The 24,554-nt window shown below is 71.1% G+C and carries 19 protein-coding genes; 6 read left to right on the top strand and 13 right to left on the bottom strand.

The window, feature by feature from the left end; translation table 11 throughout:
- Positions 1-200: 200 nt before the first annotated feature.
- Genes JYK02_RS01740 through JYK02_RS01730 form a run of 3 tightly spaced genes read right to left on the bottom strand, consistent with a single transcriptional unit; the run spans position 201 to position 3,864 of the window.
- A complete protein-coding gene (locus tag JYK02_RS01740; RefSeq protein WP_207048108.1) occupies positions 201-1,613 on the bottom strand; it encodes a sigma-54-dependent transcriptional regulator in 1,413 nt (470 codons plus the stop codon).
- Positions 1,614-1,649: 36 nt separating this feature from the next.
- On the bottom strand, positions 1,650-2,768 hold the full coding sequence (locus JYK02_RS01735) for a sensor histidine kinase (RefSeq protein ID WP_207048107.1): 1,119 nt from the start codon (positions 2,766-2,768) through the stop codon (positions 1,650-1,652).
- 22 nt (positions 2,769-2,790) lie between these two features.
- Positions 2,791-3,864: a prepilin peptidase gene (locus tag JYK02_RS01730; protein WP_207048106.1), complete on the bottom strand. Its 1,074-nt coding sequence runs from the start codon at positions 3,862-3,864 to the stop codon at positions 2,791-2,793.
- Positions 3,865-4,094: 230 nt separating this feature from the next.
- On the opposite strand from JYK02_RS01730, the gene JYK02_RS01725 reads away from it, so the two are divergent.
- The 4 genes from JYK02_RS01725 to JYK02_RS01710 all read left to right on the top strand — a co-directional run bounded on the left by JYK02_RS01725 (position 4,095) and on the right by JYK02_RS01710 (position 7,443).
- The gene (locus tag JYK02_RS01725; RefSeq protein ID WP_207048105.1) at positions 4,095-4,691 is read left to right on the top strand and encodes a type IV pilin protein; all 597 of its coding nucleotides are present in this window, start codon (positions 4,095-4,097) and stop codon (positions 4,689-4,691) included.
- Positions 4,692-4,800: 109 nt separating this feature from the next.
- Positions 4,801-5,718, top strand: a complete 918-nt coding sequence (locus JYK02_RS01720; RefSeq protein WP_207048104.1) for a tetratricopeptide repeat protein — start codon at positions 4,801-4,803, stop codon at positions 5,716-5,718.
- A complete protein-coding gene (locus JYK02_RS01715; protein ID WP_207048103.1) occupies positions 5,699-6,679 on the top strand; it encodes an ABC transporter ATP-binding protein in 981 nt (326 codons plus the stop codon). Before JYK02_RS01720 ends, JYK02_RS01715 begins: the two co-directional genes overlap by 20 nt.
- Positions 6,676-7,443, top strand: coding sequence for an ABC transporter permease subunit (locus tag JYK02_RS01710; protein ID WP_207048102.1), 768 nt, complete (start codon positions 6,676-6,678; stop codon positions 7,441-7,443). The genes JYK02_RS01715 and JYK02_RS01710 overlap by 4 nt, the downstream gene beginning before the upstream one ends.
- On the opposite strand, the gene JYK02_RS01705 is transcribed toward JYK02_RS01710, so the two are convergent.
- From JYK02_RS01705 to rffA, 5 genes are all read right to left on the bottom strand, one after another.
- A complete protein-coding gene (locus JYK02_RS01705; RefSeq protein WP_207048101.1) occupies positions 7,440-9,818 on the bottom strand; it encodes a YfhO family protein in 2,379 nt (792 codons plus the stop codon). The genes JYK02_RS01710 and JYK02_RS01705 overlap by 4 nt on opposite strands.
- 51 nt (positions 9,819-9,869) lie before the next feature.
- Positions 9,870-11,663 carry a tetratricopeptide repeat protein gene (locus JYK02_RS01700; RefSeq protein ID WP_207048100.1) on the bottom strand — a complete coding sequence of 598 codons (1,794 nt, stop codon included), beginning with the start codon at positions 11,661-11,663 and terminating at the stop codon, positions 9,870-9,872.
- Complete coding sequence (locus JYK02_RS01695; RefSeq protein WP_207048099.1) at positions 11,660-13,414, bottom strand: glycosyltransferase family 39 protein; 1,755 nt, start codon at positions 13,412-13,414, stop codon at positions 11,660-11,662. The genes JYK02_RS01700 and JYK02_RS01695 overlap by 4 nt, the downstream gene beginning before the upstream one ends.
- A 125-nt stretch (positions 13,415-13,539) precedes the next feature.
- On the bottom strand, positions 13,540-14,247 hold the full coding sequence (locus tag JYK02_RS01690) for a WbqC family protein (RefSeq protein ID WP_207048098.1): 708 nt from the start codon (positions 14,245-14,247) through the stop codon (positions 13,540-13,542).
- Positions 14,241-15,371, bottom strand: coding sequence for a dTDP-4-amino-4,6-dideoxygalactose transaminase (gene rffA / locus JYK02_RS01685; RefSeq protein ID WP_207048097.1), 1,131 nt, complete (start codon positions 15,369-15,371; stop codon positions 14,241-14,243). The genes JYK02_RS01690 and rffA overlap by 7 nt, the downstream gene beginning before the upstream one ends.
- A gap of 174 nt (positions 15,372-15,545) precedes the next feature.
- Between rffA and JYK02_RS01680 the strand changes: the two genes are divergently transcribed.
- Positions 15,546-16,547 (top strand): glycosyltransferase, encoded by a 1,002-nt coding sequence (locus tag JYK02_RS01680; RefSeq protein WP_207048096.1) that lies wholly within the window; start codon positions 15,546-15,548, stop codon positions 16,545-16,547.
- Positions 16,534-17,211, top strand: a complete 678-nt coding sequence (locus JYK02_RS01675; protein WP_207048095.1) for a class I SAM-dependent methyltransferase — start codon at positions 16,534-16,536, stop codon at positions 17,209-17,211. Before JYK02_RS01680 ends, JYK02_RS01675 begins: the two co-directional genes overlap by 14 nt.
- On the opposite strand, the gene JYK02_RS01670 is transcribed toward JYK02_RS01675, so the two are convergent.
- From JYK02_RS01670 to pilB, 5 genes are all read right to left on the bottom strand, one after another.
- Positions 17,212-18,651, bottom strand: coding sequence for a sigma-54-dependent transcriptional regulator (locus tag JYK02_RS01670; RefSeq protein WP_347402405.1), 1,440 nt, complete (start codon positions 18,649-18,651; stop codon positions 17,212-17,214). It lies immediately after the preceding gene.
- Positions 18,648-20,186: a two-component system sensor histidine kinase NtrB gene (locus JYK02_RS01665; RefSeq protein WP_207048655.1), complete on the bottom strand. Its 1,539-nt coding sequence runs from the start codon at positions 20,184-20,186 to the stop codon at positions 18,648-18,650. The genes JYK02_RS01670 and JYK02_RS01665 overlap by 4 nt, the downstream gene beginning before the upstream one ends.
- A gap of 61 nt (positions 20,187-20,247) precedes the next feature.
- A complete protein-coding gene (locus JYK02_RS01660) occupies positions 20,248-21,498 on the bottom strand; it encodes a type II secretion system F family protein (RefSeq protein WP_207048094.1) in 1,251 nt (416 codons plus the stop codon).
- Positions 21,499-21,552: 54 nt separating this feature from the next.
- Positions 21,553-22,665 (bottom strand): PilT/PilU family type 4a pilus ATPase, encoded by a 1,113-nt coding sequence (locus JYK02_RS01655; RefSeq protein WP_207048093.1) that lies wholly within the window; start codon positions 22,663-22,665, stop codon positions 21,553-21,555.
- 45 nt (positions 22,666-22,710) lie between these two features.
- On the bottom strand, positions 22,711-24,411 hold the full coding sequence (pilB, locus tag JYK02_RS01650) for a type IV-A pilus assembly ATPase PilB (RefSeq protein WP_207048092.1): 1,701 nt from the start codon (positions 24,409-24,411) through the stop codon (positions 22,711-22,713).
- Positions 24,412-24,554 lie beyond the last annotated feature (143 nt).

Raw genomic sequence — 24,554 nt, 5'->3', positions numbered from 1 at the left:
TACCCCTCCTAAAAAGTGCTTGGCGCCCGGCCGCCCTGCGGACGGGGGAGCGCCGTGAAAGCCAGCCACGACCGCGCCCCCGGACCCACACCTTCGCGGAGGCCCGATTTTCCGGCCCCGGCGGCGTTCCGTCAAATGGCGGCGGAGGATTCCTGCCCGGGGATTACTGGACGGTCGGCGGGCGGGCCACTCCCCTGCCCTCAGGTCCGGGTGCCCTCGGCGTCCGGATCGATGCCGTACTCCTTGATCTTGTAGAGGAGCGCCCGGTGGCTGATGTCCAGCACCTCCGCCGCCCGGGTGCGGTTGCCCTTCGTGCGCCGCAGCGCCGCCCGGATGTAGGACTCCTCCAGCTCCCGGATGGCGCGCTTGAGCGACAGGTCGCCCCCGGCCTGTAGCGGCGCGGCCGTCCCGGCCGGAGCGGGTGCGGAAGCCGCCCACAGCTTTTCCGGCAGGCTGCCAGGCGCGACGTGGGTGCCCTCCGCGAGCAGCACCGCGCGCTCCATGGCGTTCTCCAGCTCGCGCACGTTGCCCGGCCAGGCGTAGGCCGTCATCAGGGCTTCCGCCTCCGGGGTGAAGCCCTCCACCGGTGGATCACGGTTGAGCTCGCGGTTGAAGCGGTGGAGGAAGGCGCGGGCGAGCAGCGGGATGTCCTCGCGGCGCTCGCGCAGGGGCGGCAGCGTGAGGTTCACCACGTTGAGGCGGTAGTAGAGGTCCTCGCGGAAGTCCCCCTTCTCTACCAGCTTGCCCAGGTCGCGCAGCGTGGCGGCCACCACGCGCACGTCCACGCGCTCCACACGGCTCTCGCCCACCGGGCGGATCTCCCCCTCCTGAAGCACGCGCAAGAGCTTCACCTGCGCGCCCAGGGGCAGCTCACCCACCTCGTCGAGGAACAGCGTGCCGCCGTCGGCCTCCGCGAACAGGCCGCGGCGGGCGGTGCGCGCGTCGGTGAAGGCGCCCTTCGCGTGGCCGAACAGCTCGCTCTCCAGGAGGCCGTGGGGGATGGCGCCGCAGTTGACGGCGACGAAGGGCATGGCGGCGCGGCGGCTCTGGCCGTGCAGCTCGCGCGCGATGAGCTCCTTGCCGGTGCCGCTCTCCCCGGAGATGAGCACCGTGGTGTCCACGGGCGCCACGCGCGCCACCTGCTTGAGCACCGCCTGGAGCGCGGCGCTCTGGCCCAGGATGTGGCCCCCGGACGCGCCGGGAAGCTGCGCCTCGTGCAGGCGGCGGTTCTCGCGCACCAGCCGCTCGCGCTCCTGCGCCTTGCGCAGGACGAGGACGATCTCCTCCGGCTTGAAGGGCTTCTGGACGTAGTCGTACGCGCCCGCCTGCACCGCCTCCAGCGCCTGCTCCTGGGAGCCATACGCGCTCATCACCACCACGGTGAGGCCGGGCTGCTCCGCGAGCGCGGCCTTGAGCACCGACAGCCCGTCGCGCTTGGGCATGCGCACGTCCGTCACCAGGACGTCGTAGGCGCGGGTGGACAGCTCGCGCAGGGCCTCGTCTCCGTCCGCGACGGCGCGCACGTCGTAGCCCTTGTCGGTCAGCACCAGGGTGAGGATGTGGCGGATGGACGGCTCGTCGTCGGCGACGAGGACGGTGCGGAAGAGGGGCATGGGGTGCCGCCCATCATATGCCGTCCGGCCACGCCGTCAGGCCGCTGGAAGGGACAAACGGAAGCACGCGCCGCCGCCCGCGCCGTCGCGCGCGTCCAGCCGGCCGCCCATGCCCTGGGCCAGGTTCAGCGACACCGCGAGTCCCAGGCCCGTGCCCTGCCGGCCCTTGGTGGTGAAGAACGGCTCGAAGAGGTGCGCCCGCACCTCCGGGGACAGGCCCGGACCGCTGTCCTGCACCTCCACCACCACGAGCGCGTTCTCACTCCGCGTGGAGACGCGCACGCGGCCCTCGCCCCCCATGGCCTGGGCGGCGTTGAGCAGCAGGTTGATGAGGATCTGCGACAGGGGGCCCGGATCCGCGCGGGCCAGCAGCCCGGGCGCCACCTCCAGGGTGACGTCCACCCGGTCCAGCTCCGGTCCGGCGCGCACCAGCCGCACGCACGTCTCCACCACCTGCCCCACGTCCACCGGCCCGGGCTGGGGGCTGGCCGGACGCCCCAGGTCCAGCAGCCCCCGCACGATGCGGTCGATGCGGAGCACCTCGTGGTCGATGCGCTCCAGGAAGTCCTTCAGCTCCGGCCCCTGCGCCCGGGAGCGCGCCAGGGAGAGGTAGCCCAGGATGCCCGCCAGCGGGTTGCCCACCTCGTGCGCCACGCCCGCGGCCAGCTTGCCCACCGTGGCCAGCCGCTCGGAGGCGACCAGCTCCGTCTGTGCCCGCGCGAGCCGCGCGTTCGCCTCGCGCAGCGCCTCCAGCTGCGAGCGCGTGAGGGCCTGCTCCTGGCGCAGCGCCTCCGCCATGCGCCGCAGCTCGCGCTGGATGCGCGACAGGAATGGCCCGCCCTGCCCGGAGAGCGGCACGTCCAGTTGCAGCCGGCCCAACTGCTCCACGGACTTCTCCATGGCGTGCAGCGGACGGCCCACCGCCAGGTACAGCACGCCGTAGGCCAGGACCGTCAGCACCAGCAGGTCCAGCCCCAGCGCCAGCGGCAGGAAGGCGCGGATCCGCGCCAGGCCCTCCATGTCCAGCGACCCGGGCAGCGCCAGCCGGCGCGCCGTGTCCAGCAGGCGGATCAACACCGGCTGCAGCGTGAGCCACGACAGGCCCGTGGACAGCGAGCCCAGGAGGAACGCCACGCTGGCGATGCGCCACTTCATCCCGGCACCGGCCCGGGGCCGCTCACCGCGTCCCCCCGAGCATCAGCGCCACGTCCAGCGGCAGCACGCGCGCGAGCCAGGGGCCCAGGAGCATCACCTCCAGCCCCGCCAGCGCCAGCCACGGACCGAAGGGGATGTTGGTGGGACCGGGGACCCACTCCTCCTCCTCCCCCGCTTCGTCCAGCTCCGCGTCGGGGATGGGCTGGAAGAGCAGGCACCAGGGGACGAGCACGATCCGCTTCCACGGGGGCAGGCCGGGCTTCGTGAAGTCCCACGTCATCGTGGGCTCGGGCTCCGCCTCTTCCTCCACGGGAGTCTCTGGCGGCGGCGTGAGGGACACGTCGGATTCAGGGGCCTGGGGCGGCGGAGGCTCGGCTGTGGATTCCTCCGCGCCGCGCGGACCCGCCCTTCCCGTGAAGGCGAGCAGCGCCACGCCCACGATGGAGCCCTGCAGCGACGAGAAGAAGAGGATGCCCAGCAGCGAGTGCCAGCCCAGGAACGCGCCCAGGAGCGCGACGAGGAACTTGTCCCCGCCGCCCAGCGCCTCGCGCTTGAAGGCGCGCCAGCCCACGTACTCCATCAGCCGGAAGCCGAGGAAGCCCACCGCCGCGCCCAGCGCCGCCTGCGCCACCGCGCCGCCGCCCCGCGGAATGGCCAGCAGCACGCCCGCGGCGATGCCCGGCAGCGTCAGCGAGAACGGGAGGATCCAATGTTCCAGGTCGATGAAGGTGAGCGGCACCAGCAGGAACACCAGCACCAGCGCGGGCACCAGCTCGTACGTCCAGTCAAAGCGCTTGAGACACGCGAGGAACAACAGCCCCGTGAGCAGCTCCACCATCACATAGCGCGGGGAGATGGGCATGCCGCAGCCGCGGCACTTCCCGCGCAGCCCCAGCCACGACAGGACGGGGATGTTCTCGTACCAGGAGAGGACATGCCCGCACTTCGGGCAGCGGGAGCCGGGCCGCACGATGCTCAGTCCTTCTGGCACCCGCGCGATGACGACATTGAGGAAGGAGCCGATGCACAGGCCGAGGATGAACAGGAAGAGGATGAAGAGGGGCTCGGCCCAGCCCGGCGCGTAGGTGAACGTCACGGAGCCCGGAATCCTACCCGCCGCTTCCGGAGCTGGCGACTGCGCGATGGAGGACGAAAACCGTCAGCGCCGGTGACAAAAATTGGCAGGTCCCCGGCTGATCCATCCCCTGCCCCGGCCGCCTGCCCTGGGAATCCCGGGGGTTGGGCGGATTGTTCGGCGTGGCACTCTTCGTGCTAAGAGTTCGCACGTCGTTCAACCCCCCTCTGCCTGCCGCGGAGTTCCCAAACATGATGAACCGTCTCTTCCGGAAGAAGGGTGGCTTCACCCTCATCGAGCTGATGATCGTGGTCGCCATCATCGGCATCCTGGCCGCCATCGCCATCCCGAACTTCATCCGCTTCCAGGCGAAGTCGAAGCAGTCCGAGGCCAAGACGAACCTCAAGGCCATCTTCACCGCGCAGAAGTCGTACTTCGGTGAGAAGGACAAGTACGTCTCCGACTTCACGGTCATCGGTTTCGATCCGGAGCCCGCGAACCGCTACAGCTACGGCCTGGCGGCGAGCTGCGCCGAGGGCACCGCCGCCAACGCGCGCGCGAACGCCAACAAGGGCTGCATCGGCCAGGACTCGGGCAAGTTCCCGAAGGTGCCGGCCGCCAAGGACGCCATCGCGGCCCTGGGCGTGCAGCCTGCCGCGGCGGACTGCCCCAACTGCTTCTTCAGCGCGAACGCGGTCGGTAACGTCGACAACGACGAGGCCGGCGACGCGTGGGGCATCACGTCCAACCCGACGGGCGCGACCCTGGCCAACACCTGCGGCGTCGACACGACCCTGACGGCCGCGGGCGAGCCGAGCAACGCGTACAACGACGTCAGCTGCGAGTAATCCGTCTCCCTCCGCCCGCCGCGTTGCCTGCTGACGGGTTGGAAGGTTGATGGCAGAATCGATGGGGCGCCCGGATTTTCAGGGCGCCCCATTTTCGTTGAGTGGACCCATGGTCAAGTCGTCTGCGCTTCGATTCATCCCGGGTCTGCTGCTGGTGGCCGTGCTGTCCGCCCCGCCGCAGCGGATGCAGAAGCAGGGAGGCGGCGCCCTGCTCCCACGCCCCGGGCTGCTCACGGCCCTGTTCAAGTCGCAGCTGGGGCTCGTCACCGACTACTTCTGGATCCTGATGCTCAACCGCATCGGGAGCGCGAACACGGTGGACGAGTACCGGAGCGTGTACGACTACGCGGACCTCGTCACGGACCTGGATCCCCTGTTCCGGCACCCGTACGTCTACGGAGGCATCACCCTCCCCGTCCACCTGGGCAAGGGGGAGTACGCCAACGTCGCGGAGTCCTCCGCCCTGCTGCGCAAGGGGAGCAAGCACCTGCCGAGCAACGAGCGGATCGCCTTCCAGCTCGCCTACAACCTCATGTTCTTCGAGAAGAAGTACAAGGAGGCGGCGGACATCATCCAGGAGCTGTCCCGGCGGCCGGATGCGCCCTCCTGGTATTCAGCCCTGGCCACGCGTCTGTACGCGCAGTCGGGTGACTTCGACAGCGGCCTGTCGCTCAGCATGGCCCTGCGCGACGGCTCCGAGGACCCGGAGACCCGCGCCTTCTACGAGCACCGCGTCCAGGAGATCCTCCAGGAGCGCATGCTGCGCACGGTGGATGAAGCCATTGCCCGCTACCGCGCGCGCGAGGGCCACCTGCCCCAGTCACTCGCCGTGCTGGTGACCGCGGGCGACCTCCCCCGGCTCCCCGAGGATCCGCTGGGAGGCCACCTCTTCCTGGGCGAGGATGGCCGCGCGTATTCCGATGCCGTGCGCTTCCGCATGGAGCTCGTGCAGGACGAGCGCGGCGAGGACGGTGAACGCCTGGTGCCCAAGCCCCGAGTGACAAGCCATGACGACGCCCAACCCTGAAGCCCCGCCCATCCAGGCGCAGGGGCTCCACAAGACCTACAAGGTCGGCTTCTGGTTCAACCGCACCGTGCGGGCCCTGCAGTCCATGGACCTGCGGGTGGACGCCGGGCAGATCTACGGTCTGCTGGGGCCCAACGGCGCGGGCAAGTCCACCACCATCAAGATCCTCATGAACCTGGTGCGCCCCAGCGGGGGCACGGCGCGGCTCTTCGGGAAGCCGGTGGAGGACGCCGAGACGCGCCGGCTGGTGGGCTTCGTGCCGGAGAACCCGGCGCCCTACGAATACCTCACGGGCCGTGAGTTCGTGACGCTGGCGGGCCAGCTGGCGGGCCTGTCCGGACACGAGCTGGACGGGCGCGTGACGGAGGTGCTGGGCGCGGTGGAGATGGCGGGCGCGGAGAAGCTGCAGATCCGCCGCTACTCCAAGGGCATGGTGCAGCGCGTGGCCCTGGCGCAGGCGCTGGTGAGCCGGCCGAAGCTGCTCATCCTGGATGAGCCCACGAGCGGTCTGGATCCGCTGGGGCGCCGGCAGATCCGCGACCTCATCCTGGCGGAGCGGCAGAAGGGGACCACGGTCCTGTTCTGCAGCCACATCATCCCGGACGTGGAATCGCTGTGCGACCGGCTGGCGGTGCTGGTGGGCGGCCGGCGGGTGCGCGAGGGCAGCGTGCAGGAGCTGGTGTCCGCGCAGGCGTCGGCCATGGAGGTGGTGGTGGAGGGAATGAACTCCGAGCAGGTCCGGGGACTGGGCATTCCGCTGGAGTCGGTGCAGGCGCTGGACGGGCGCGTGATGTTGCAGGTGGCGGACGTGGACAGCCAGCGGCTGCTGGGGAGCGTGCTGGGCGCCGGCGGCCGGGTGAACCGGATGCAGCCGGCCCGCTTCTCCCTGGAGCAGCTGTTCATGAATGCCTTGAAGGAATCAGGCCGCGCGTCCAGCGTGGGCGGGGAGATCAACACGTGAGCGCCTTCACCGCGATGATGTGGAATGGTTTTCGCGAGGCGCGCCGCAACCGGGTGACGGTGGTGGTGGGCGTGTTCACCGCGGTGGTGCTGCTGTCCTCCACGCTGGTGACGGAGGTGACGGTCGCGACGTTCGACCGCGTGCTGACGGACTTCGGCCTGGGGATGATGAGCATCATCCTGGTCTTCCTCACCATCTTCCTGTCCAGCAGCCTGCTCAGCCGGGAGATCGAGCGGCGCACCATCTTCCTGGTGGTGAGCAAGCCCGTGTCGCGCCGTCAGTTCCTCCTGGCGCGGCTCGCGGGCAACATGCTGACCCTGGGCGTGCTGCTGGTGGCGATGACGCTCATCTTCCTGGGAGAGCTGCTGCTGTTCGGCGCGGACATCACGTCGACCCAGCTCCTGGCGAGCGCGGGGCTGTGGTTCGAGCTGCTGATTCTCAGCAGCGTGGGCATCCTGTTCTCCAGCTTCGCGGGGCCGGCGGTGTCCGCCATCGCGACCACGGGCATGTACTTCACGGGTCACCTGACGGGCGACCTGTACATGATCGCCAACCGCTCGGAGAGCGGCGCGGTCCAGGCGATTGGCAAGACCATCTACTACCTGCTGCCCAACCTGGAGCGGGTGAACTTCCGGCCCCAGGCCACGTACGCGCTGCCGGTGGACGCCTCCACGTTCCTGTCCGGCGTGGGCTACAGCCTGGCGTGGACGCTGGTGCTCATCACCCTGGCCATCACCATCTTCGAGCGGCGCGACTTCCGTTAGCCCCCTGCTGCCCGGCGCCTGGGGACGTAGCGCGTTCCCAGGCAGGCCAGCAGGAGCCCCACCCACGCGGCGGCCCCCACGATGAGCCCCGCGGTCAGGCCCGGCGTGCGGTAGCGGAGCTCCACCACGTGCCGGCCGGCGGGGACCGCCACCGCGCGCACGGCCACGTTGGCGGGCAGGATGGCGACGTCCTGTCCGTCCAGCGTCGCGCGCCAGCCGGGTTGGAAGGCGTCGTTGACGACGAGGACCGCGGGAGCGCGCGCATCCACCTCCACGGTGAGGTGCTCGGGGGTGCCCGGCAGCACGCGCACCGGGCCCAGCGGTCCCTCCGGCGTGGCGGGCAGCGGGGCGGTGCACTCCACGAGGGCGACGTCTGGCGGCGGGAGCGTGGCGGACAGCATCCGCCGCGCGGCTTCGTCCCGTCCGGCCACGCACTCGGGACGGGCCAGCAGGACGCGAGGCACGGCATCCGCGTACTCCACGAGCGTCAGGCCCAGCAGCGGATCCGTGAAGGTGCTCCGCACGCTCAGCCGGGCCGCGAACGCCGCATGCTCCGACGTGGCGTAGGCGAGGAACCGCGTGCCCAGCCGGGGCGCGAGCCGCGTGAACCACTGCACCCGGTCCGCCTTGAGCTGGCGCACGCGGGGGCTGACCCCGGGCAGGTACTCGTTCGCGCTCTCCAGGCCCCACATCGCCACCATGTCCGGGGCCAGGGCGGACAGCAGCGTCAGGTGCAGGCTGTCGTGGTAGTTCAGCCCGGGCAGGCGCGGCGGCGTGGTTTCGCGCAGCGACGAGGCCACCCGGACGGGCTCCGGCGAAGGAAAGCGCGCGCGGATGTGCTCGACGAAGGCGGGCGGGGTGCTCAGCAGCTCTTCAGGAGACAGCTGGTAGAGCGGCTCGTGGGCCCACGTGAGCGCTCCCCACTGCAGGACCACGAGCAGCGAGCCGCGGAGGGCGGGCCGCTCGCGCAGGAGGGCCAGCGCCGCGCAGGCGAACGCGAGCAGCGCCGCCGTCGCCGTCGTGGCGACGACGTTGTCGGACAAGCCCCGCAGCACGGGGCCGGGCACGTCCGGCCAGCGGGCGCGCAGCCAGTGCTCGCTCCACCACTGGCCGCGCCCTTCCGCCAGCGCCACCCCCGCGAACGGCAGCGCCATGAGCGCCCCCACCCAGACGACGGGCCGGACCGGGCCTCCCGCGCCCAGACACCGCTTCCACCCCAGGCCCGCGGCGACCGCGAGCCCCAGGGACACGAGCGGCACCAGCTTCTCCGGGTAGCGGAAGGGCTTCCAGAACGGGATGAGGTGGTAGGCCCAGCCGTACACCGGCAGCGCGTCCCCCAGGCAGAGCGCGAGCAGCACGCCCCAGAGCCCCACGAACGCCCAGGCGCGCCACTGCCGTGCGGAGGCGGCCAGCCCCGCCAGCGCCAGCACCCAGGCGGGCGTCCCCAGGTACACCGAGTCCACCCAGGCGCGGCCGAACCCTCCGGACGGGACCAGGTGCGTCACGACGACGTAGGGGATGCCCTGCGTGCCCCGTGCGTCCGCCAGGAAGGGCCCCAGGACGAGCTCCCAGAGCCGCAGCGGGTGGAGCGAGAAGCGCTGCGCCTCCCCGAGCGAACGCGCGCCCGGCTCCGAGCCGGAGACGAGCGCCGCGGCGGGCAGCAGCTGCGGCGCGGCCAGCAGCCCCCCGGCGAGGATGAGCAGCGCGCACGCCGTCACGCGCCGGCGCCACGGCCCGGCGTGTGGCTCCAGGGCCGTCAGGCACACGATGAGCGCGTTGGCCATGACGAAGGCCTGGGCATCCCCGGCGAACGCCAGCAGGGCCAGCCCCATGCCCGCGAGCGTCAACCGGGCAAGGTCCGGCTGACGCAGGAACCGCAGCGCGAGCCAGAGCACTCCGGGCAGCGTGCTCGCCGCCTGGAGGTAGGTGGGGTTGTTGGTGATGCAGACCAGGTAGCCGCAGAACGCGAACGTCACGCCCGCGAACAGCGCGCCCGCGCGCGGCACGTCCCAGGCCCGCACGAGGGCGTATGTGCCGCCCAGCGCCAGGAGGAAACAGCCCAGGAGCGCCACCTTCGCCGCGAGCCCGAGCGGCAGGACGAGGTGCGGCCACATCAACGGGTGGAACGTCCCGGTGATGAAGATGCCGGGGAAGGACTGGCCCAGCCCGTCATAGGGGAGCCAGTCGGGGAACTCGAGGGCCGACACGCGCGAGGCCCAGTAGGCCCGCATGGGGAGGAAGACCCGCAGCGCGTCCCCACCCAGGAAGACGCCGGACGAGGAGAGGGCCCGGAAGAAGAAGAGGCCGCACAGGACCACGGCCAGCGCCACCGGCCCCCACCGCCCCACCACTGTCCCGCGCTGCTGGTCGCTCATCGCGCTCCCTGGCCGTCCGGCCCGCCGCGCCCGACCATAGCGGAGCACCTGTCAGCGCGGGGGTGGGGACGCCGCGGCCCGGGCCTCCGCCAGGGCCTTGCGCGCGGCGACGAGGTCCGGCCGCAGCCGCAGCGCCTCCTCGAGCGGCGCGATGGCCTCCCCGGCGCGGCCCGCGCGCAGCAGCGTGCGGCCCAGCTCCAGCAGGGAGTCCACCCGGTCCGGCGCCAGCCGGAGCGCGTCGCGGAAGCGCGCGATGGCCGTGTCCCAGTCCCCCTCCCGCCGGGACACGAGCCCCAGGTTGTGCCACGCGACGGGGTTGTCCGGCATGAGGCGCGCGGTGCGCTCCAGCGCCCGCCGTGCGTCCCCCATCCGCCCCGACTTCGCGTACGCCACCGCCAGGTTGTTGTGGACGCGGAAGTCCCCGGGCAGGCCCCGGGCGGCGAGCTCCAGCTCGGGGATGGCCGCGTCCAGGCGGCCGGCGCCCAGGTGCAGGTCGCCCAGCTTGAGGTGGATGAGCGGCTGGTCCACGACCCGCGCCTGGACCCAGGTCCAGAGCGACAGGTCGTCGCGCCAGGCCGGCACGTACGCCAGCGTCAGCGCGGCGAAGACGGCCAGCACGCCCCCGGACACGAGCGCCAGGGGCCGCGCGCGCTCAGGGAAGCGGGAGAGGGCCGAGCGCAGGGCCACGGTCACCAGGAGCGCGAAGCCCACCGACGGCAGGTACAGGTACCGCTCGGCGTAGGCATCCACGCCCCGGGCCTGCAGGACGAAGGCCGGCACCATGGGCGCGCCCAGCCACACCCACCCCATCCCCGCGGCCGCGGGGCCCCGGCGCCACGCGCGTGCGGACAGCACCAGCGCGGACAGCAGGAGCAGTCCCCCCAGCCACACGCGGGGCTCCAGCAGCGAGTGCACGGGGCCTCCTGGCGACAGCACCGCCAGCGGAGCGGGCCACGCCAGCTTGCCGCCCAGGTCCGCGGTGAACGCCAGCACGCCGCCCACGCGCGACACGCCGTCCACGGGCGGGGTGCCGGGCAGCGCGCCCTCCAGGGCCGACAGCCGGAGCCCCAGGTACACGGCGCCGCCCACGCCCAGCAGCGCCTGGCGGCGGAGCCACGGGCCCCACCCGCCCCGGGCCTCGGCGGAGGCCACGACGCGCTCCAGGCTCCACAGGAGCACGGGCAGGACGAACGCGGTCTCCTTGACGAGCAGCGCCGCCAGCCAGACGCCGGAGGCCAGCAGCGCCCGCCCTGCCGTCGCGGGCACCGGCAGCCACAGCCTCGCCGCCACGAGCAGCAGCAGCGTCATCCCCACATCCATGGCGCCGCTCACCCACGCCACCGCCTCCGTATGGACGGGGTGGAGCGCGAAGAGCAGCGCGCCGCCCAGCGCGGCCCAGTCCCCCGCCGCGCCTTGCGCCGCCGGGCGTCCCCGGACGAGGCAGGTGCGCAGCAACCAGAGCACCCCCACCGACACCGCGGCATGCCCCAGCATGAGCGCCAGGTGGTGCACCCAGGCCGTGGGCCCCGCGGCCTGCCGCAGCACGAAGAGGAACACGTGCATCAGGGGCCGGTAGTAGTGACTCCGGGCATCCTGCGCGGTGGACGACTCCAGGAAGCCGAACAGCGACTGACGGAAGGGCTCCCGCATCCCCGCGAGCGAGCGGATCCACGGGTTCTCCAGCACGAGCTGCTGGTCGTCATAGACGAAGCCGTTGAGGAGGGTGCCCGCGAAGACCCCCAGCGCGAGCAGCGCCACCAGCGCCGCCTGCGACCGGGGCGCCGGGGGAAGGGGCCCCGGCCCCGCCTCCGCGCGCGGAGCCTCCTGGACGTCCGGCGCCGTCATGGCGCGGGCTCTTGCGTGGAGGGCGGCGTCGCTCCGGGCTCCTCCCGCGGCGAGTCCGCCGGGATGATGCGCCAGGGCGCCGGGGCCCGGCCCGGCTTCAGCCGGAAGAAGCGCCGGTCGGAGAAGCGCTCCCGCAGCTGCTCGTAGTGGCCCGGGCCGTCGTGGAACAGCAGGACGTCGTCGGAGAAGTCCGGGCGCGGCGGCGTCCACTCGAACACCCAGCTGCCCACGTCGCGGAAGGCCGGCACGCGCTGCCACACCTGCATGTACGACGGCACCAGCAGCACGGCGCGGCCCAGGCCCGCGTCGCGAACGTAGGCCTGCACCGTCTCATGGATGGCGGACTGCTCCCTCAGGGCGAGCGCATGGCGCACGTCGAAGATGCCCAGCCCCACCGCGAGCGAGCCCCCCGTGGCCAGCATCAACGGCCACGCGGACACCTGGGCCCGCCGTACGAAGTCCACCGCGCGCTTCAGCCCGTGCACCGCGACCAGCACGAGCGCTGGCGCGCATTCCGAGTAGTGGATGGGCCCCACCGCGTGGATGCCATGGTCATCATGGAAGAGCGCCAGCCCCAGCAGCGACAACACCGACAACGACAGCAGGACGGTCAGCCGGTCCCAGGATGCGCCCAGGGCCACCAGCGCCACGCCCACCGGCCCCAGGAACCACACCGCCAGCATCAGCGCGTTGTAGCTGGTGTTCGTCCCGAAGCGCTCCAGCAGGGTGCCGTCGTGCTCGGTGAGCTTCACGGGGGAGATGTACATGGCCATGCGCGCCGGCAGCAGCGCGTTGCCCGTCAGGACGTGGTTGAAGGCGAGGAAGGCCACCAGCGGCAGCACCCAGCCCAGCGCCAGCCCTCCCAGGCAGGCGCCCACCGGAAGCTGGCGGCGCGCCATGCCCCCCAGCAGCTCCAGATAGAACGGCAGGAGGAAGAAGAGGGTCTCGAAGGGGCGGCACAGGAACGACACGCCGCTCACCAGGCCCAGCAGCGCCCACGCGCGCGCGCCGCCTCCGTCGCGGGCCCGCAGGTACACCGCCACCGCCACCGCCAGCGCCGCGCGCGACAGCAGGTGGGCATGCGTCGTCATGGACAGCATGGCCGCCATGGGCGACAGCAGCAGGAGCGCCGCGGCCACCGCGCCCCAGGCGGGCCCCAGCCGCCGCGTCGTCACCCACGTCACCGCCATGACCGGGACGGCGGCCACCAGGGAGAAGATGAGCGAGCCCGTCCCCGTCACCTCACTGAGCGCCCACGTCAGCTGGAGCCCGAGCCACTCGAAGCTGGTGACGAGCCCGTCGCGCGCGTGGAGATAGAAGCCCGTCATGGCGGCCGCGGGCCGGACCAGCGGCGTCAGCAGGTGCCCGGATGCCAGCACCTGGCCTCCGAAGCGCGCGGAGACCTCGTCGTCGGTGATGGGGAAGTCGCGCAGGAAGACGAAGCGGCCCAGCCGGGCGGCGAGGAAGGCCACCATCCCCAGCAGCAGCAGCGCCACCCGGCGCTCGCGCGCGTCCAGGGCCTCCACCCGGCGCCACAGCCGGCCGAGGGGCGCCGGCAGCACGGGCAGCAGGGCCAGTCCCAGCAGCGCGCCGCCGGGCACCAGCAGCAGCGCGTGGCCCAGCCACAGGTAGAGCTCGCCGGAGGAGCTGTGACTCCACGGAGGCAGGAAGGTGACGCGAAGCCCCGGGTTCGTCAGGGCGAGCCCGAAGAAGGCCGCCACCAGCAGCAGCCCCAGTCCGCCCCTGACCACGGAAGTGCGCCACGCATGGGTCTGTTCGGGGGTCATCCATCGGCGGGGGTAGCACAGCCCCGTCTTTGCCGGCAATGCACGGCGGCGCGCGGCCCGCCCGGCAGCCAGGTGGGGACGCGCGACCGCTACGCGCCCCGCCAGCCCCAGATGGCCCGGGGGGCTTCAGGCCCCAGTTGGAAGAGCACGTCCAGCACCGTCACCGCGTGCTCGAAGGGCGGATGCGGCTGCGGATACTCCGGGTAGCCCGCGTAGTCCTTGTACGTGAGGGCGATGCCGGCCGCGTCGAAGGCCTCCTGGCGCAGGTAGTCCTTCGCGGCGGGGCCGGAGACGTAGTGCGTGGCGCCCGCCTGGCGCAGCAGGTCCAGGATGCGCTCCTGCTTCGCGCCCCGCACCGTCCACTCCCGCGAGTCTCGAAAGCGCGTGGTGAGGCCCAGGAAGTCACGGGCGATGCGCTGGACGAGGAACTGGTTGAGCTCCGACAGGTGCGTCCACGTCCGCTCCAGGTACGCCTCCTGGAGCAGCGGCGCGACGCGCGCGAAGTGGGGGGCCTGGCCGTACAGGTGGCGCAGCGTCTCCCAGTGCCGTCGCGCCCAGCCCGCGTCCTCGATGCGCACGTCGCAGATGCGCCGGTCCGTGCGCGAGCCCACCGGCACCGTCAGCCACAGCGGCCCCTGCGCCGTCTTCACGCGGTTGCGGTTGCGCCAGTCGCGGTGCGTGTACTGCACGTCGTCGTAGAAGATGAACGTGTCGACGTCGTGGATGATGTCGAAGTAGCCCTTCCACGGCAGGTAGTTGGACTGGAGGATGGCCACCGTGTGCCGGGGCTTCAGCACCGGAAGTCACGGACCGCCGCCAGCACGCGCGCCTGTTCCGCCTCCGTCATGGTGGTGAAGAAGGGCAGCCGCACCAGCCGGTCGCTCACGTCCTCCGTCACCGGGCAGTCCCCCGCCCGGCCCCCGTGGTGCTGGCCCATCTGGGACAGGTGCAGGGGCAGGTAGTGGAAGACGGCGTTGATGTCCTGCGCGCGCAGGTGCTGGATGAAGCGCGTGCGCGCCTCCAGCGACGGCATCAGCAGGTAGTACATGTGGAAGGACTGCTCGCAGTGGGCGGGCACGTGCGGCACCGTCACGCCCTGCGCGGCGGCCCAGGCCGACAGCTCGCGGTGGTACGTCTCCCAGAGCGCCCGGCGGCACGCCTGGATGCGCTCGCGCGCCTGGAGCTGGCCGTACAGGAAGGCCGCGAGCAGGTCCGACATGACGTAGCTGGAGCCGATGTCCACCCACGTGTACTTGTCCACCTGGCCCCGGAAGAAGCGGCTGCGGTTGGTGCCCTTCTCCCGGATGATCTCCGCGCGCTCGGCGAAGCGCGCGTCGTTGACGAGCAGCGCGCCCCCCTCTCCGCAACTGATGTTCTTCGTCTCGTGGAAGCTCAGCGTGGAGAAGGCCCCCAGCGTGCCCAGGGGCCGGCCGCGGTAGGTCCCGAAGAGGCCGTGCGCGTTGTCCTCCACCACCGGCAGGCCGTGGCGCGCCGCGATGGCCAGCAGCGCGTCCATCTCACAGCCCACGCCCGCGTAGTGCACCGGGACGATGAGCCGCGTGCGCGGGGTGATGAGCGCCTCCAGCTTCGCCTCGTCCAGGTTGAGCGTGTCCGGCCGCACGTCCGCGAAGACGATGCGCGCGCCCCGGAGCGCGAAGGCGTTCGCGGTGGACACGAAGGTGAAGGACGGAACGATGACCTCATCTCCCGGCTTCAGGTCCAGCAGCAGGCCCGCCATCTCCAGTGCATGCGTGCAGGAGGTGGTGAGCAGGGCCTTGCCCCCGGGCAGCGACGCCTCCAGCAAGGCGTGACACTTCTTCGTGAAGCCCCCGTCCCCCATGAGGTGGCTCTTCGCGAGCGCCTCATCGATGAACTTCGCCTCGTCGCCAAGCATGGACAGCCGATTGAAGGGGATGGTCATGGGAGTCCGCCCCAGGAGGCTAGCGCACCCCGGCCGCGGGCAGGCAGCGGGCATGGACGCCCCGCGCGCCGCCCTGCCACCACCATGACTGCCGCCCGCTGAGCCCGCCCGCCCGGGCCCCCCGTCCCTCCCCCATTCCAGCGCGAAGACGCTACAGTCCCCGCCTCCGCCCGCATGCCCCCTGACTCCGTCGACGTCTCCGTGGTCGTCCCCTGCTTCCGGGGGGAAGGCTCCCTTCCCGCGCTTTGCGGACGGCTGGTGCGCGCCCTGGAGGCCCGCGGCGACACGTTCGAGATCCTCCTCGTGGATGACAGCGCCCGGCCCGCGCTCTGGGCCTGCATCCAGGCCCTGGCGAAGGGGGATGCGCGCATCCGTGGCATCCAGTTGATGCGCAACTACGGCCAGCACAACGCCACCGTGCGGGGCCTCCGCATGGCGCGCGGCCGCTGGGTGGTGACGCTGGACGAGGACCTGCAGAACCCGCCCGAGGAGATTCCCACGCTGCTCGCCCGCGCGAACGAGGTGGGCGCGGACGTCGTCTACGGCATCCCCCACGAGCGGCAGGGGCCGGGCTGGCGCACCTGGGCGTCGCGGCTCATCATGGTGGTGCCGCGGCGGGTGATGGGCGTGGGCTTCGACATCTCCGCCTTCCGGCTCATCTCCGGGCCGGTGGCGGCGGAGGCGGCGCGCAGCGAGCGCCATGACATCATCCTGGACATCTACCTGTCCTGGGTGACGGACCGCATCACCGCCACCCCCGTGCGGCACGAGCAGCCCCAGGGCCTGCGCAGCTCCTACACCCTGAGCAAGCTGGTGCAGGTCTTCTTCAACCTGCTCTTCAACTACACGACCTTTCCGCTGCGGCTGGCCTCCATTGGCGGCGCCGTGCTGTCCGTGCTGTCCGTCGCCGCGGGCGCGTCGGTCATCCTCTCCAAGTTCGCCGGCGACATCGACGTGCCCGGCTGGGCGTCGCTGGCCGTGGGGGTGCTCTTCTCCTCGGGCGTGACGCTGCTGGGGGTGGGCATCCTCAGCGAGTACGTGACGCGCATCTTCCTGCAGATCAACCAGAAGCCCCAGTCCGTGGTGCGCGCCGTCACGGACGGGCGGGAGGCCCAGACCCCCTCCCCGCCCGGGCCCGAAGCGGCGGCGAGCGGGGCCCCCCATGGACATCGCTGACGAGCAGCGCGCCTTCTACGGAGCGCTGCTGGAGCAGTACGGAGACGACCCCCGGGCGCTGTCGCACCGCGACCAGGCCACGCAATACGAGCGCTTCCACCGGCTCTCCCGTGTGTTCGCGCATGAGACGGACGCCTTCAGCGTGCACGAGGTGGGCTGCGGCATGGGCCACTACGGCGAGTACCTCCAGCGCCACCACCCGCGCGCGGCCTACTCCGGCAGCGACGTGCACCCGGGCTTCGTGGAGGCGTGCCAGGCCAAGTTCCCCGGCGGGCACTTCCACACGCGCGACATCGTCGCGGTGCTGCCCCCGGAGCGCTACGACTACCTGACGCTGTCGGGCACCTTCAACGTGCGGCTGTCCGCGTCGCCGGAGGCGTGGCGTGGCTTCGTGCACGGCATGCTCGGCGCCATGTACGCACTGTGCACGAAGGGCTTCGCGGTGAACTTCCTCACCAGCTACCACGACCCCGCGTTCACGCGGGAGGACCTGCACTACCAGCCGCCCGGCGCGCTCCTGGACTTCGTGGTGGAGCGCCTCAGCCGCTTCTGGGAGCTGGACGCGGGCGGGCCGCTCTACGAGTACACCCTGCGCGTCCACCGGCCGGAGGCCGTGCGGGAGCGCCACCCGGACCCCGCCTTCGCCCGCTACTTCCGGAAGTAGTCAGCCGGCCCGCGTCCCGCCGGGCTCGTCCAGTTCGTCCGTGAGGCCGTGCTTCGCCAGCCGGTAGCGGAAGGAGCGGAAGGACAGCCCCAGCAGCTCCGCGGCGCGCGTCTTCACGCCCTGCGCCTGCTTGAGCGCGGCGAGCAGGTGCCGGCGCTCGTGGTCGTCCAGGTGCCGCTCCAGGTTGAAGCCCTGGCCCAGCACCGGCTCCCCGTCGCCCGCGCGGGCCTGGGGCTCCGCCTCGCCGCGCACGGAGGGCGGCAGCGTCCCGGGGCCCAGCACGTCCGAGTCCGACAGCGTGGCGGCCCGCTCCACCATGTTCTGCAGCTGGCGCACGTTGCCCGGAAAGGCGTAGCGCTCCATCAGCGCCAGCGTCTCCGGCGCGAAGCGCAGCCCCGGGCGCCCCAGCTCCTCTGACAGCCGCGACAGGAAGTGCGTCGCCAGGGGCGGGATGTCCTCCGGCCGCTCGCGCAAGGGCGGCAGCTCCAGCGTGATGACGTTGAGCCGGTAGAAGAGATCCTCGCGGAAGCGGCCCGCCTTCACCTCCGCCTCCAGCCGGCGGTTGGTGGCCGCGATGACGCGCGCCTGGAAGGGAATCTCCGCCGCGCTGCCCACCGGCTTCACCTTGCGCTCCTGCAACACGCGCAAGAGCTTCACCTGCGTGGAGAGGGGCATCTCCCCCACCTCGTCCAGCATCACCGTGCCCTCGCCCGCGGAGACGAGCAGGCCCGGCCGCTCGTGCGTGGCGCCGGTGAAGGCCCCGCGCATGTGGCCGAAGAGCTCGCTCTCCAGCACGCCCTCGTTGAGGGCCGCGCAGTTGAAGGGCAGGAAGGGCTGCGCGGCGCGGTGGCCCCGCAGGTGGACGGCCCGGGCCACCAGCTCCTTGCCGGTGCCGCTCTCCCCCGTCACCAGGACGGTGCTGCGCCCCGGCGCCACCTTCTCCACCAGCTGCCACAGCGCGCGCATGCGCGGGCTGGTGCCCACGAGCAGCCCGCCCAGCCCGGGGAGCAGCCGCGCCTTCAGCGTGCTGTTCTCCTGGCGCAGCGCGCGCTTCTCCAGCGCCTTGTGCACCAAGAGCCGCAGCTCCTCGTTGTCGAAGGGCTTGCAGATGTAGTCGTACGCGCCCTCGCGCATGGCCTCCACCGCGGAGGACGGCGTGCCGAAGGCGGTGATGAGCACCACCTCCGGCGGCTCCTTGCGCGAGCGCGCCGCGCGCAGCACGTCCAGGCCGCTGCCCGCCGGGCCCAGCTTCATGTCGGAGATGACCAGGTCCACCTGGTCCTTCTCCAGCACCGCGCGGGCGGGCTCCACGCCGGGCACGCTCGTCACCGCGTAGCCCTCGCGCACGAGCAATATCTCCAGGTACTCGCGCATGGACAGCTCGTCGTCCACCACCAGCACGTGGCCGCGCGGGCCTCCTTCGTGGGGGAGCGCCGTCACAGCGGCAGCCCCACGAGGAACTCGGTGCCCTCGGCCGGGTGGGACGTCACGCGGATGCTGCCGCCGTGCGCGCGGATGATGGAGTGCGCGGTGGACAGCCCCAGGCCGGTGCCGCCGCTGCGGGTGGTGAAGAACGGCTCGAACAGGTGTCCCATCATCTCCTCCGTGATGCTGCCGGCCGAGTCCCACACGCGAATCTGTGCTTCCTTCTCCGCCCGCGCCAGCGCCACCCGGACGGTCCCCTGGGGGCCCGCCGCCTGGAAGCCGTTGCGCAGCAGGTTGATGAGCACCTGGCGCAGCTGATCCGGATCCACCGGCGCCGTCAGCGCCTCCGGGGCCCGCACCTCCATCTGGACCTCGCGCGCCAGCGGATCCGCGCGCAGCATGTCCACCGTCTCCGACAACAGCGCGTCCAGCGCCACCGGCCGGCGCTGGGGCTCTGGCGGACGGGCGAAGCGCAGGAAGTCCTCCACCAGCCGCGCCAGCCGGTCCGCTTCCCGCGTGAGGATGCCGGTGAGCTTCGTCACCACCACGTCGCGCGACTGCTCCTGGGCCAGCAGTTGCGCGGAGCCGCGCATGGCGGCGAGCGGGTTCCTGATTTCATGCGCCAGCTGCGCGGACAGCGCCCCCAGGCTGGCCAGCCGGTCCGTGCGCTTCAGGTCCTCCTCCATGCGGCGCAGCTCCGTGAGGTCCTGGAAGACGATGAGCAGCGCGCCCGCCTCGCCCTCCAGGGGGGACACCGACAGCCCCAGCACCCGGTTGCCTCCGGGCGTGCGCACCCGCAGCTCGCCGCGGGTGGAGCGCGGCGCCAGGGACGCCACGCCGGGCAGCAGGTTCTCCAGGGGCAGCCCCACCACGGAGGCGTTGTCCTCCACGTGGAGGATGGCGTGGGCCGCCGTGTTGAGGAAGGTGACGCGCCGCCCGGCGTCGCAGGTGACCAGCCCCGACGGCATGGAGGACAGGATGAGCTGCTGCAGCCGCCCCAGCCGGCGCAGGTCCGCCTCGCTCTGGGACAGCGCGCCGCCCGTCGCGGACAGCTGGCGCGACAGGTAGCCGGACAGCACGGCGATGAGCACCAGCGCCAGCGCGTTGCTGCCCAGCACGAAGAGCACGCGCGCCGCGGGCACCGCCACCGCGTCCACGGGCGTGGTGAGCCGCATGATGAGCAGCAGCATGGTGAACGCGAACGTGGACACGGCCGCGGCCACCAGCGCGCCGCGCCAGTCCAGCACCACCGCCGCGCCAATCACGGCCAGGCTGTAGAGGAACGTCAGCGGCGAGTCCGCGCCGCCGCTCAGGTAGACGAGCCCGGTGGCGATGAGCACGTCGCCCACCACCGTCACCGTGGCGTCCAGCCGTCCCGCGGTGCCCCGGCGCAACCGCAGGCCCGTCACCACCGTGAGGACGTACGCGCCCGCGATGACCGCGAACGACAGCGAGTCCGCCCGGCTGGGCTCCTGCGCGGGCTGAGTCAGGAGCCTCGCCACCGTCACGACGAGCGACAGGCTCGCCGCGACGGTGCGGAACAACACCAGCCACACCAGGCGGGGCCCCAGGCCCGGGGCCGCGCCCGACGCGGAGCTTCCCAGCCGCGCGCTACTTGATCGCGCCGGCAAGGTTGAAGATGGGCAGGTACATGGCGATGAGGAAGCCACCCACCACGCCGCCGAGGAACACCATCAGCAGCGGTTCGATCATCGACGTGAGCGCGCCGATGGCCGCGTCCACCTCGTCGTCGTAGAAGTCGGCGATCTTGTTGAGCATGGTGTCCATGGCGCCCGTCGCCTCACCGACGCCAATCATCTGCACCACCATGGACGGGAACACCTTGGTCTCCAGCAGCGGACCCGCGATGTTCTTGCCCTCGGCGATCTTCCCGCGCACGTAGTAGATGGCCTCTTCCACCGTGCGGTTGCCGGCCGTCTTCGCCGTCACGTCCAGCGCGTCCAGGATGGGCACGCCGGAGGAGATCATCGTGCCCAGCGTGCGCGTGAAGCGCGCCACCGCCACCTTGCGCAGCACGTCGCCGAACAGGGGCAGCTTGAGGAACGTCTTGTCCCAGAACTTGCGGCCCTTGGGCTGGCGGTAGCTCCAGGTGAAGGAGAAGACGAGCGCGGCGATGCCGACGACGGCGTGGATGAAGTACTCCTGCGCGAGCTTCGACAGGTCCACCACCACCTGCGTGGGTCCCGGCAGCGCCGAGCCGAAGTCCGAGAACATCTTCTCGAAGACGGGCGTCACCTTGAGGAGCAGGAGCGCCGTCACGCCGATGGCCACCAGGATGACCACCGACGGGTAGGTCATGGCGCCCTTGACCTTCGCCTTGAGCTTCTCGTTCTTCTCACGGTAGGCGGCGAGCCGGTTGAGGATGGTGTCGAGGATACCGCCCACCTCGCCCGCGGCGCACAGCTGCACGTAGAGCTCGTCGAAGACCTTGGGGTGCTCCTTCAGCGCGTCCGCGAAGGTGCTGCCCTGCTCCACCTTGCCCTTGATGGCGAACACCACCTTCTTGAAGGCGGGGTTGTCCATCTGGCTGGCGAGGATGTCCAGGCACTGCACCAGCGGCAGGCCCGCGTCGATCATCGTCGCGAACTGGCGGGTGAAGATGAGGATGTCCTTGCCCGTCACGCTCCCGGGCAGGGACAGCTCCATGTCGAAGGTGCCCTTCTTGCGCACCTTCGTCGGGTTGAGGCCCAGGGACTTGAGGCGCGCATTGACGGCCTCGATGTCCGAGGCCTCCATCTCGCCCTTCTTGCTCTCCCCGCTCTTGGTCTTCGCCTCCCAGAGGAACTGGGCCGTGTTCTTCTTCGACGCTGTCGCCTTTTGCTGGACCGCTGGTGCTGCCATACCTGGACCTCCGGGGAGGGCGCGAGTCTAACCCGCGAAATTCACGTCGGAAAACTAACGGGCACCCGCTCCCCCGGCCGGCCGCTGGGCTCCGCCCGGCGCACCGCCCGTGGCGAGGATGTTGCGCAGCTCCTCCGGGTCGGAGGAACGGCCGAAGGCCTCGTCCTGGGAGATGAGCCGGCGCGCCAGAAGCGCGGCGAGCGCCTGGTTGAACGTCTGCATGCCGTACTTCGCCTGACCCACCTGCATGGAGGAGTAGATCTGGTGGACCTTGTCCTCGCGGATGAGGTTCCGGATGGCGGGGTTGGGCACCATGACCTCCAGGGCCAGCACGCGGCCCGGACCGCCCGCCTTGGCGACGAGCGCCTGGCTCATCACGCCCTCCAGCACGAAGGACAGCTGGGCGCGCACCTGGGGCTGCTGGTACGGCGGGAAGACGTCCAGGATGCGGTTGATGGTCTGCACCGCGCTGTTGGTGTGCAGCGTCGCGTAGCAGATGTGGCCCGTCTCCGCGATGGTGAGCGCCGCCTCGATGGTCTCCAGGTCGCGCAACTCGCCGACGAGCACCACGTCCGGATCCTGGCGGAGGATGTACTTGAGGGCCGTCTTGAAGTTGCGCGTGTCCGCACCGACCTCGCGCTGGTTGACCAGGCAGTTCTTGTGCGGGTGCAGGTACTCGATGGGGTCCTCGATGGTCATGATGTGCTCATGACGCTCGGTGTTGATCTTGTCGATCATCGAGGCCAGCGTGGTGGACTTGCCGGAGCCCGTGGGGCCCGTCACCAGGATGAGGCCGCGCGGCTTCTTCACCAGCTCCGCCACCACCGGCGGCAGGCCCAGCTCCTGGAACGTCAGGATCTTGAAGGGAATGGTGCGGAACGCGCCGGCGACGGCGCCGCGCTGCATGAAGATGTTCGCGCGGAAGCGTGACAGGCCCTTCACGCCGAACGACAGGTCCAGCTCGTTCTCCTCCTCGAACTTGTGCTTCTGGGCGTCCGTGAGGATGGAGTAGCAGAGCTGCTTCGTCTCCACGGGGGTGAGCGGCGCCGTCTTGAGCGGGACGAGCTCACCGTCCACGCGAAGCTGCGGCGGCGAGCCGGTGGTGATGTGGAGGTCGGAAGAGCCCTTCTCGACCATCGCCTTGAGGAGCTGGTGCAGGTTGGCCACGGATGCGTGTCCTGTCGGGGGAAAAGTGGTGGAGGAAGGGGGTGACTAGAAGCGGTCCGGCGCGGTGTTGCCCACGACCTCTTCCAGGGTGGTCATGCCGTCCATGAGCTTCTTGAGCGCGCTCATGCGCAGGCTGCTCATGCCCAGGCGGATGGCCTCCTGCTTGAGCTCCGCGGCGGAGGCGCCGTTGATGACCAGCTCCTTGAGGCCGTCCCAGAAGGGCATGACCTCGTAGATGGCCACGCGGCCGCGGTAGCCGCGGTCGTTGCACTCGCGGCAGCCGACCTTCTCGTACATGGTGAAGGTGCCCATCTTGTCCGGCGGGATGCCCGCGTCGATGAGGGCCTGCTCGTCCACCTTCTCCGCGGGGCGCTTGCACGCGGGGCACAGCCGGCGCGCCAGACGCTGGGCGAGGATGAGGTTGAGCGACGCCGTCACGAGGAACGGCTCGATGCCCATGTTGAGCAGACGGCTCACCGTGCCCGGGGCGTCGTTGGTGTGCAGCGTGGAGAGCACCAGGTGGCCCGTGAGCGCCGCCTTCACGCCGATCTCCGCCGTCTCGAAGTCGCGGATCTCACCGATCATGATGATGTCGGGGTCCTGGCGGAGGAAGGAGCGCAGGCCGGCCGCGAAGTTCAGGCCGATGTCCTCGTGCATCTGCACCTGGTTGATGCCGGCGAAGTTGAACTCCACCGGGTCCTCCGCGGTGCAGATGTTGGTGCCCACGTCGTTGAGGCTGGAGAGCGCCGAGTACAGCGTCGTCGTCTTGCCGGAGCCCGTGGGGCCCGTCACCAGCACCATGCCGTAGGGCCGGTCGATGGCCTCCTTGAACCAGGCCAGGGGCTGCGCGTCGAAGCCCAGCTTGGTCATGTCGAGCTGCAGGTTGCTCTTGTCGAGCAAGCGCATCACGACCTTCTCGCCGAAGAGCGTGGGGCACACGCTCACGCGGAAGTCCATCTCCTTGCCGCCGCCGATCTTGATCTTGATGCGGCCGTCCTGCGGCAGGCGGCGCTCGGAGATGTCCAGCGACGCCATGATTTTGAGACGGCTGGTGATGGCGTTGCGCAGCTTCATGGGCGGGCGCATCACCTCGTACATCACGCCGTCGATGCGGAAGCGGACCCGGAAGTCCTTCTCGTACGGCTCGATGTGGATGTCGGACGCGCGCTTCTTGATGGCGTCCATGAGGATGAGGTTCACCAGCTTGACCACGGGCGCGTCGTCCGCGGCCCGGGCCATCTCATCCACGTTCTCCTGCTCGTCCTTGGCGACCTCGATGTCGTCGGCCACGTCGCCGACGATGTCCTCCAGCGACGGGCCCTTCTCCGCGTAGTAGCGCTCGATGGACTCGCGGATGGAGATTTCCGACGCGACGACGGCTTCGATGTTGTAGCCGGTGAGGAACTTCAGGTCGTCCACCGCGAAGATGTTGGACGGGTCGCACATGGCCACGATGAGCGACGGGCCCGCGCGGTTGACCGGGATCACCAGGTGCTTCTCGGCCACTTCCTTGGGCACGAGCTTGATGATGTCCGGATCAATGTCGAAGTCCTTCAGGTTGATGGCCGGGACGCCGTACTGCTTCGACAGGAAGTCGGTGAGCTTCGACTCCTCGATGGCGCCCGTCTTGATGAGCGCCGTGCCGATGCGCGCGCCACTCTTCTGCTGCTCCTCCTGCGCCTTGCGGAGTTGCTGGACGGAGATGAGGTTCTCGCGCACCAGCAATTCACCGAGTCGACCGGACATTTCTGGGATGCCTCTTTGAGCGTGAGGAGGGAACAGCCAGAGCCCCGGCCAAGGCGGGACCCGCGGGGGGAAGGAAGACGTGCGACAGGGGCCTGAAGCCCTGGCACGGATCCTCCCGGATTAGAGGAAACCGATGCGCGGCC

The organism is Corallococcus macrosporus, assembly GCF_017302985.1.
GTDB classification, from domain to species: domain Bacteria; phylum Myxococcota; class Myxococcia; order Myxococcales; family Myxococcaceae; genus Corallococcus; species Corallococcus macrosporus_A.
The sequence above is the reverse complement of the archived record's forward strand: the minus strand, read 5'-3'. Positions and strand labels throughout refer to the sequence as shown.

Excerpts from the sequence above, each read along its gene's own strand:
- JYK02_RS01675 (WP_207048095.1), top strand. The coding sequence starts at position 16,534 with ATGGACATCGCTGACGAGCAGCGCGCCTTCTACGGAGCGCTGCTGGAG.
- JYK02_RS01720 (WP_207048104.1), top strand. The coding sequence starts at position 4,801 with ATGGTCAAGTCGTCTGCGCTTCGATTCATCCCGGGTCTGCTGCTGGTG.
- rffA (WP_207048097.1), bottom strand. The coding sequence starts at position 15,371 with ATGACCATCCCCTTCAATCGGCTGTCCATGCTTGGCGACGAGGCGAAG.
- JYK02_RS01660 (WP_207048094.1), bottom strand. The coding sequence starts at position 21,498 with ATGGCAGCACCAGCGGTCCAGCAAAAGGCGACAGCGTCGAAGAAGAAC.
- JYK02_RS01735 (WP_207048107.1), bottom strand. The coding sequence starts at position 2,768 with ATGAAGTGGCGCATCGCCAGCGTGGCGTTCCTCCTGGGCTCGCTGTCC.
- JYK02_RS01705 (WP_207048101.1), bottom strand. The coding sequence starts at position 9,818 with ATGAGCGACCAGCAGCGCGGGACAGTGGTGGGGCGGTGGGGGCCGGTG.
- pilB (WP_207048092.1), bottom strand. The coding sequence starts at position 24,411 with ATGTCCGGTCGACTCGGTGAATTGCTGGTGCGCGAGAACCTCATCTCC.
- JYK02_RS01700 (WP_207048100.1), bottom strand. The coding sequence starts at position 11,663 with ATGACGGCGCCGGACGTCCAGGAGGCTCCGCGCGCGGAGGCGGGGCCG.
- JYK02_RS01715 (WP_207048103.1), top strand. The coding sequence starts at position 5,699 with ATGACGACGCCCAACCCTGAAGCCCCGCCCATCCAGGCGCAGGGGCTC.
- JYK02_RS01680 (WP_207048096.1), top strand. The coding sequence starts at position 15,546 with ATGCCCCCTGACTCCGTCGACGTCTCCGTGGTCGTCCCCTGCTTCCGG.
- JYK02_RS01725 (WP_207048105.1), top strand. The coding sequence starts at position 4,095 with ATGATGAACCGTCTCTTCCGGAAGAAGGGTGGCTTCACCCTCATCGAG.
- JYK02_RS01740 (WP_207048108.1), bottom strand. The coding sequence starts at position 1,613 with ATGCCCCTCTTCCGCACCGTCCTCGTCGCCGACGACGAGCCGTCCATC.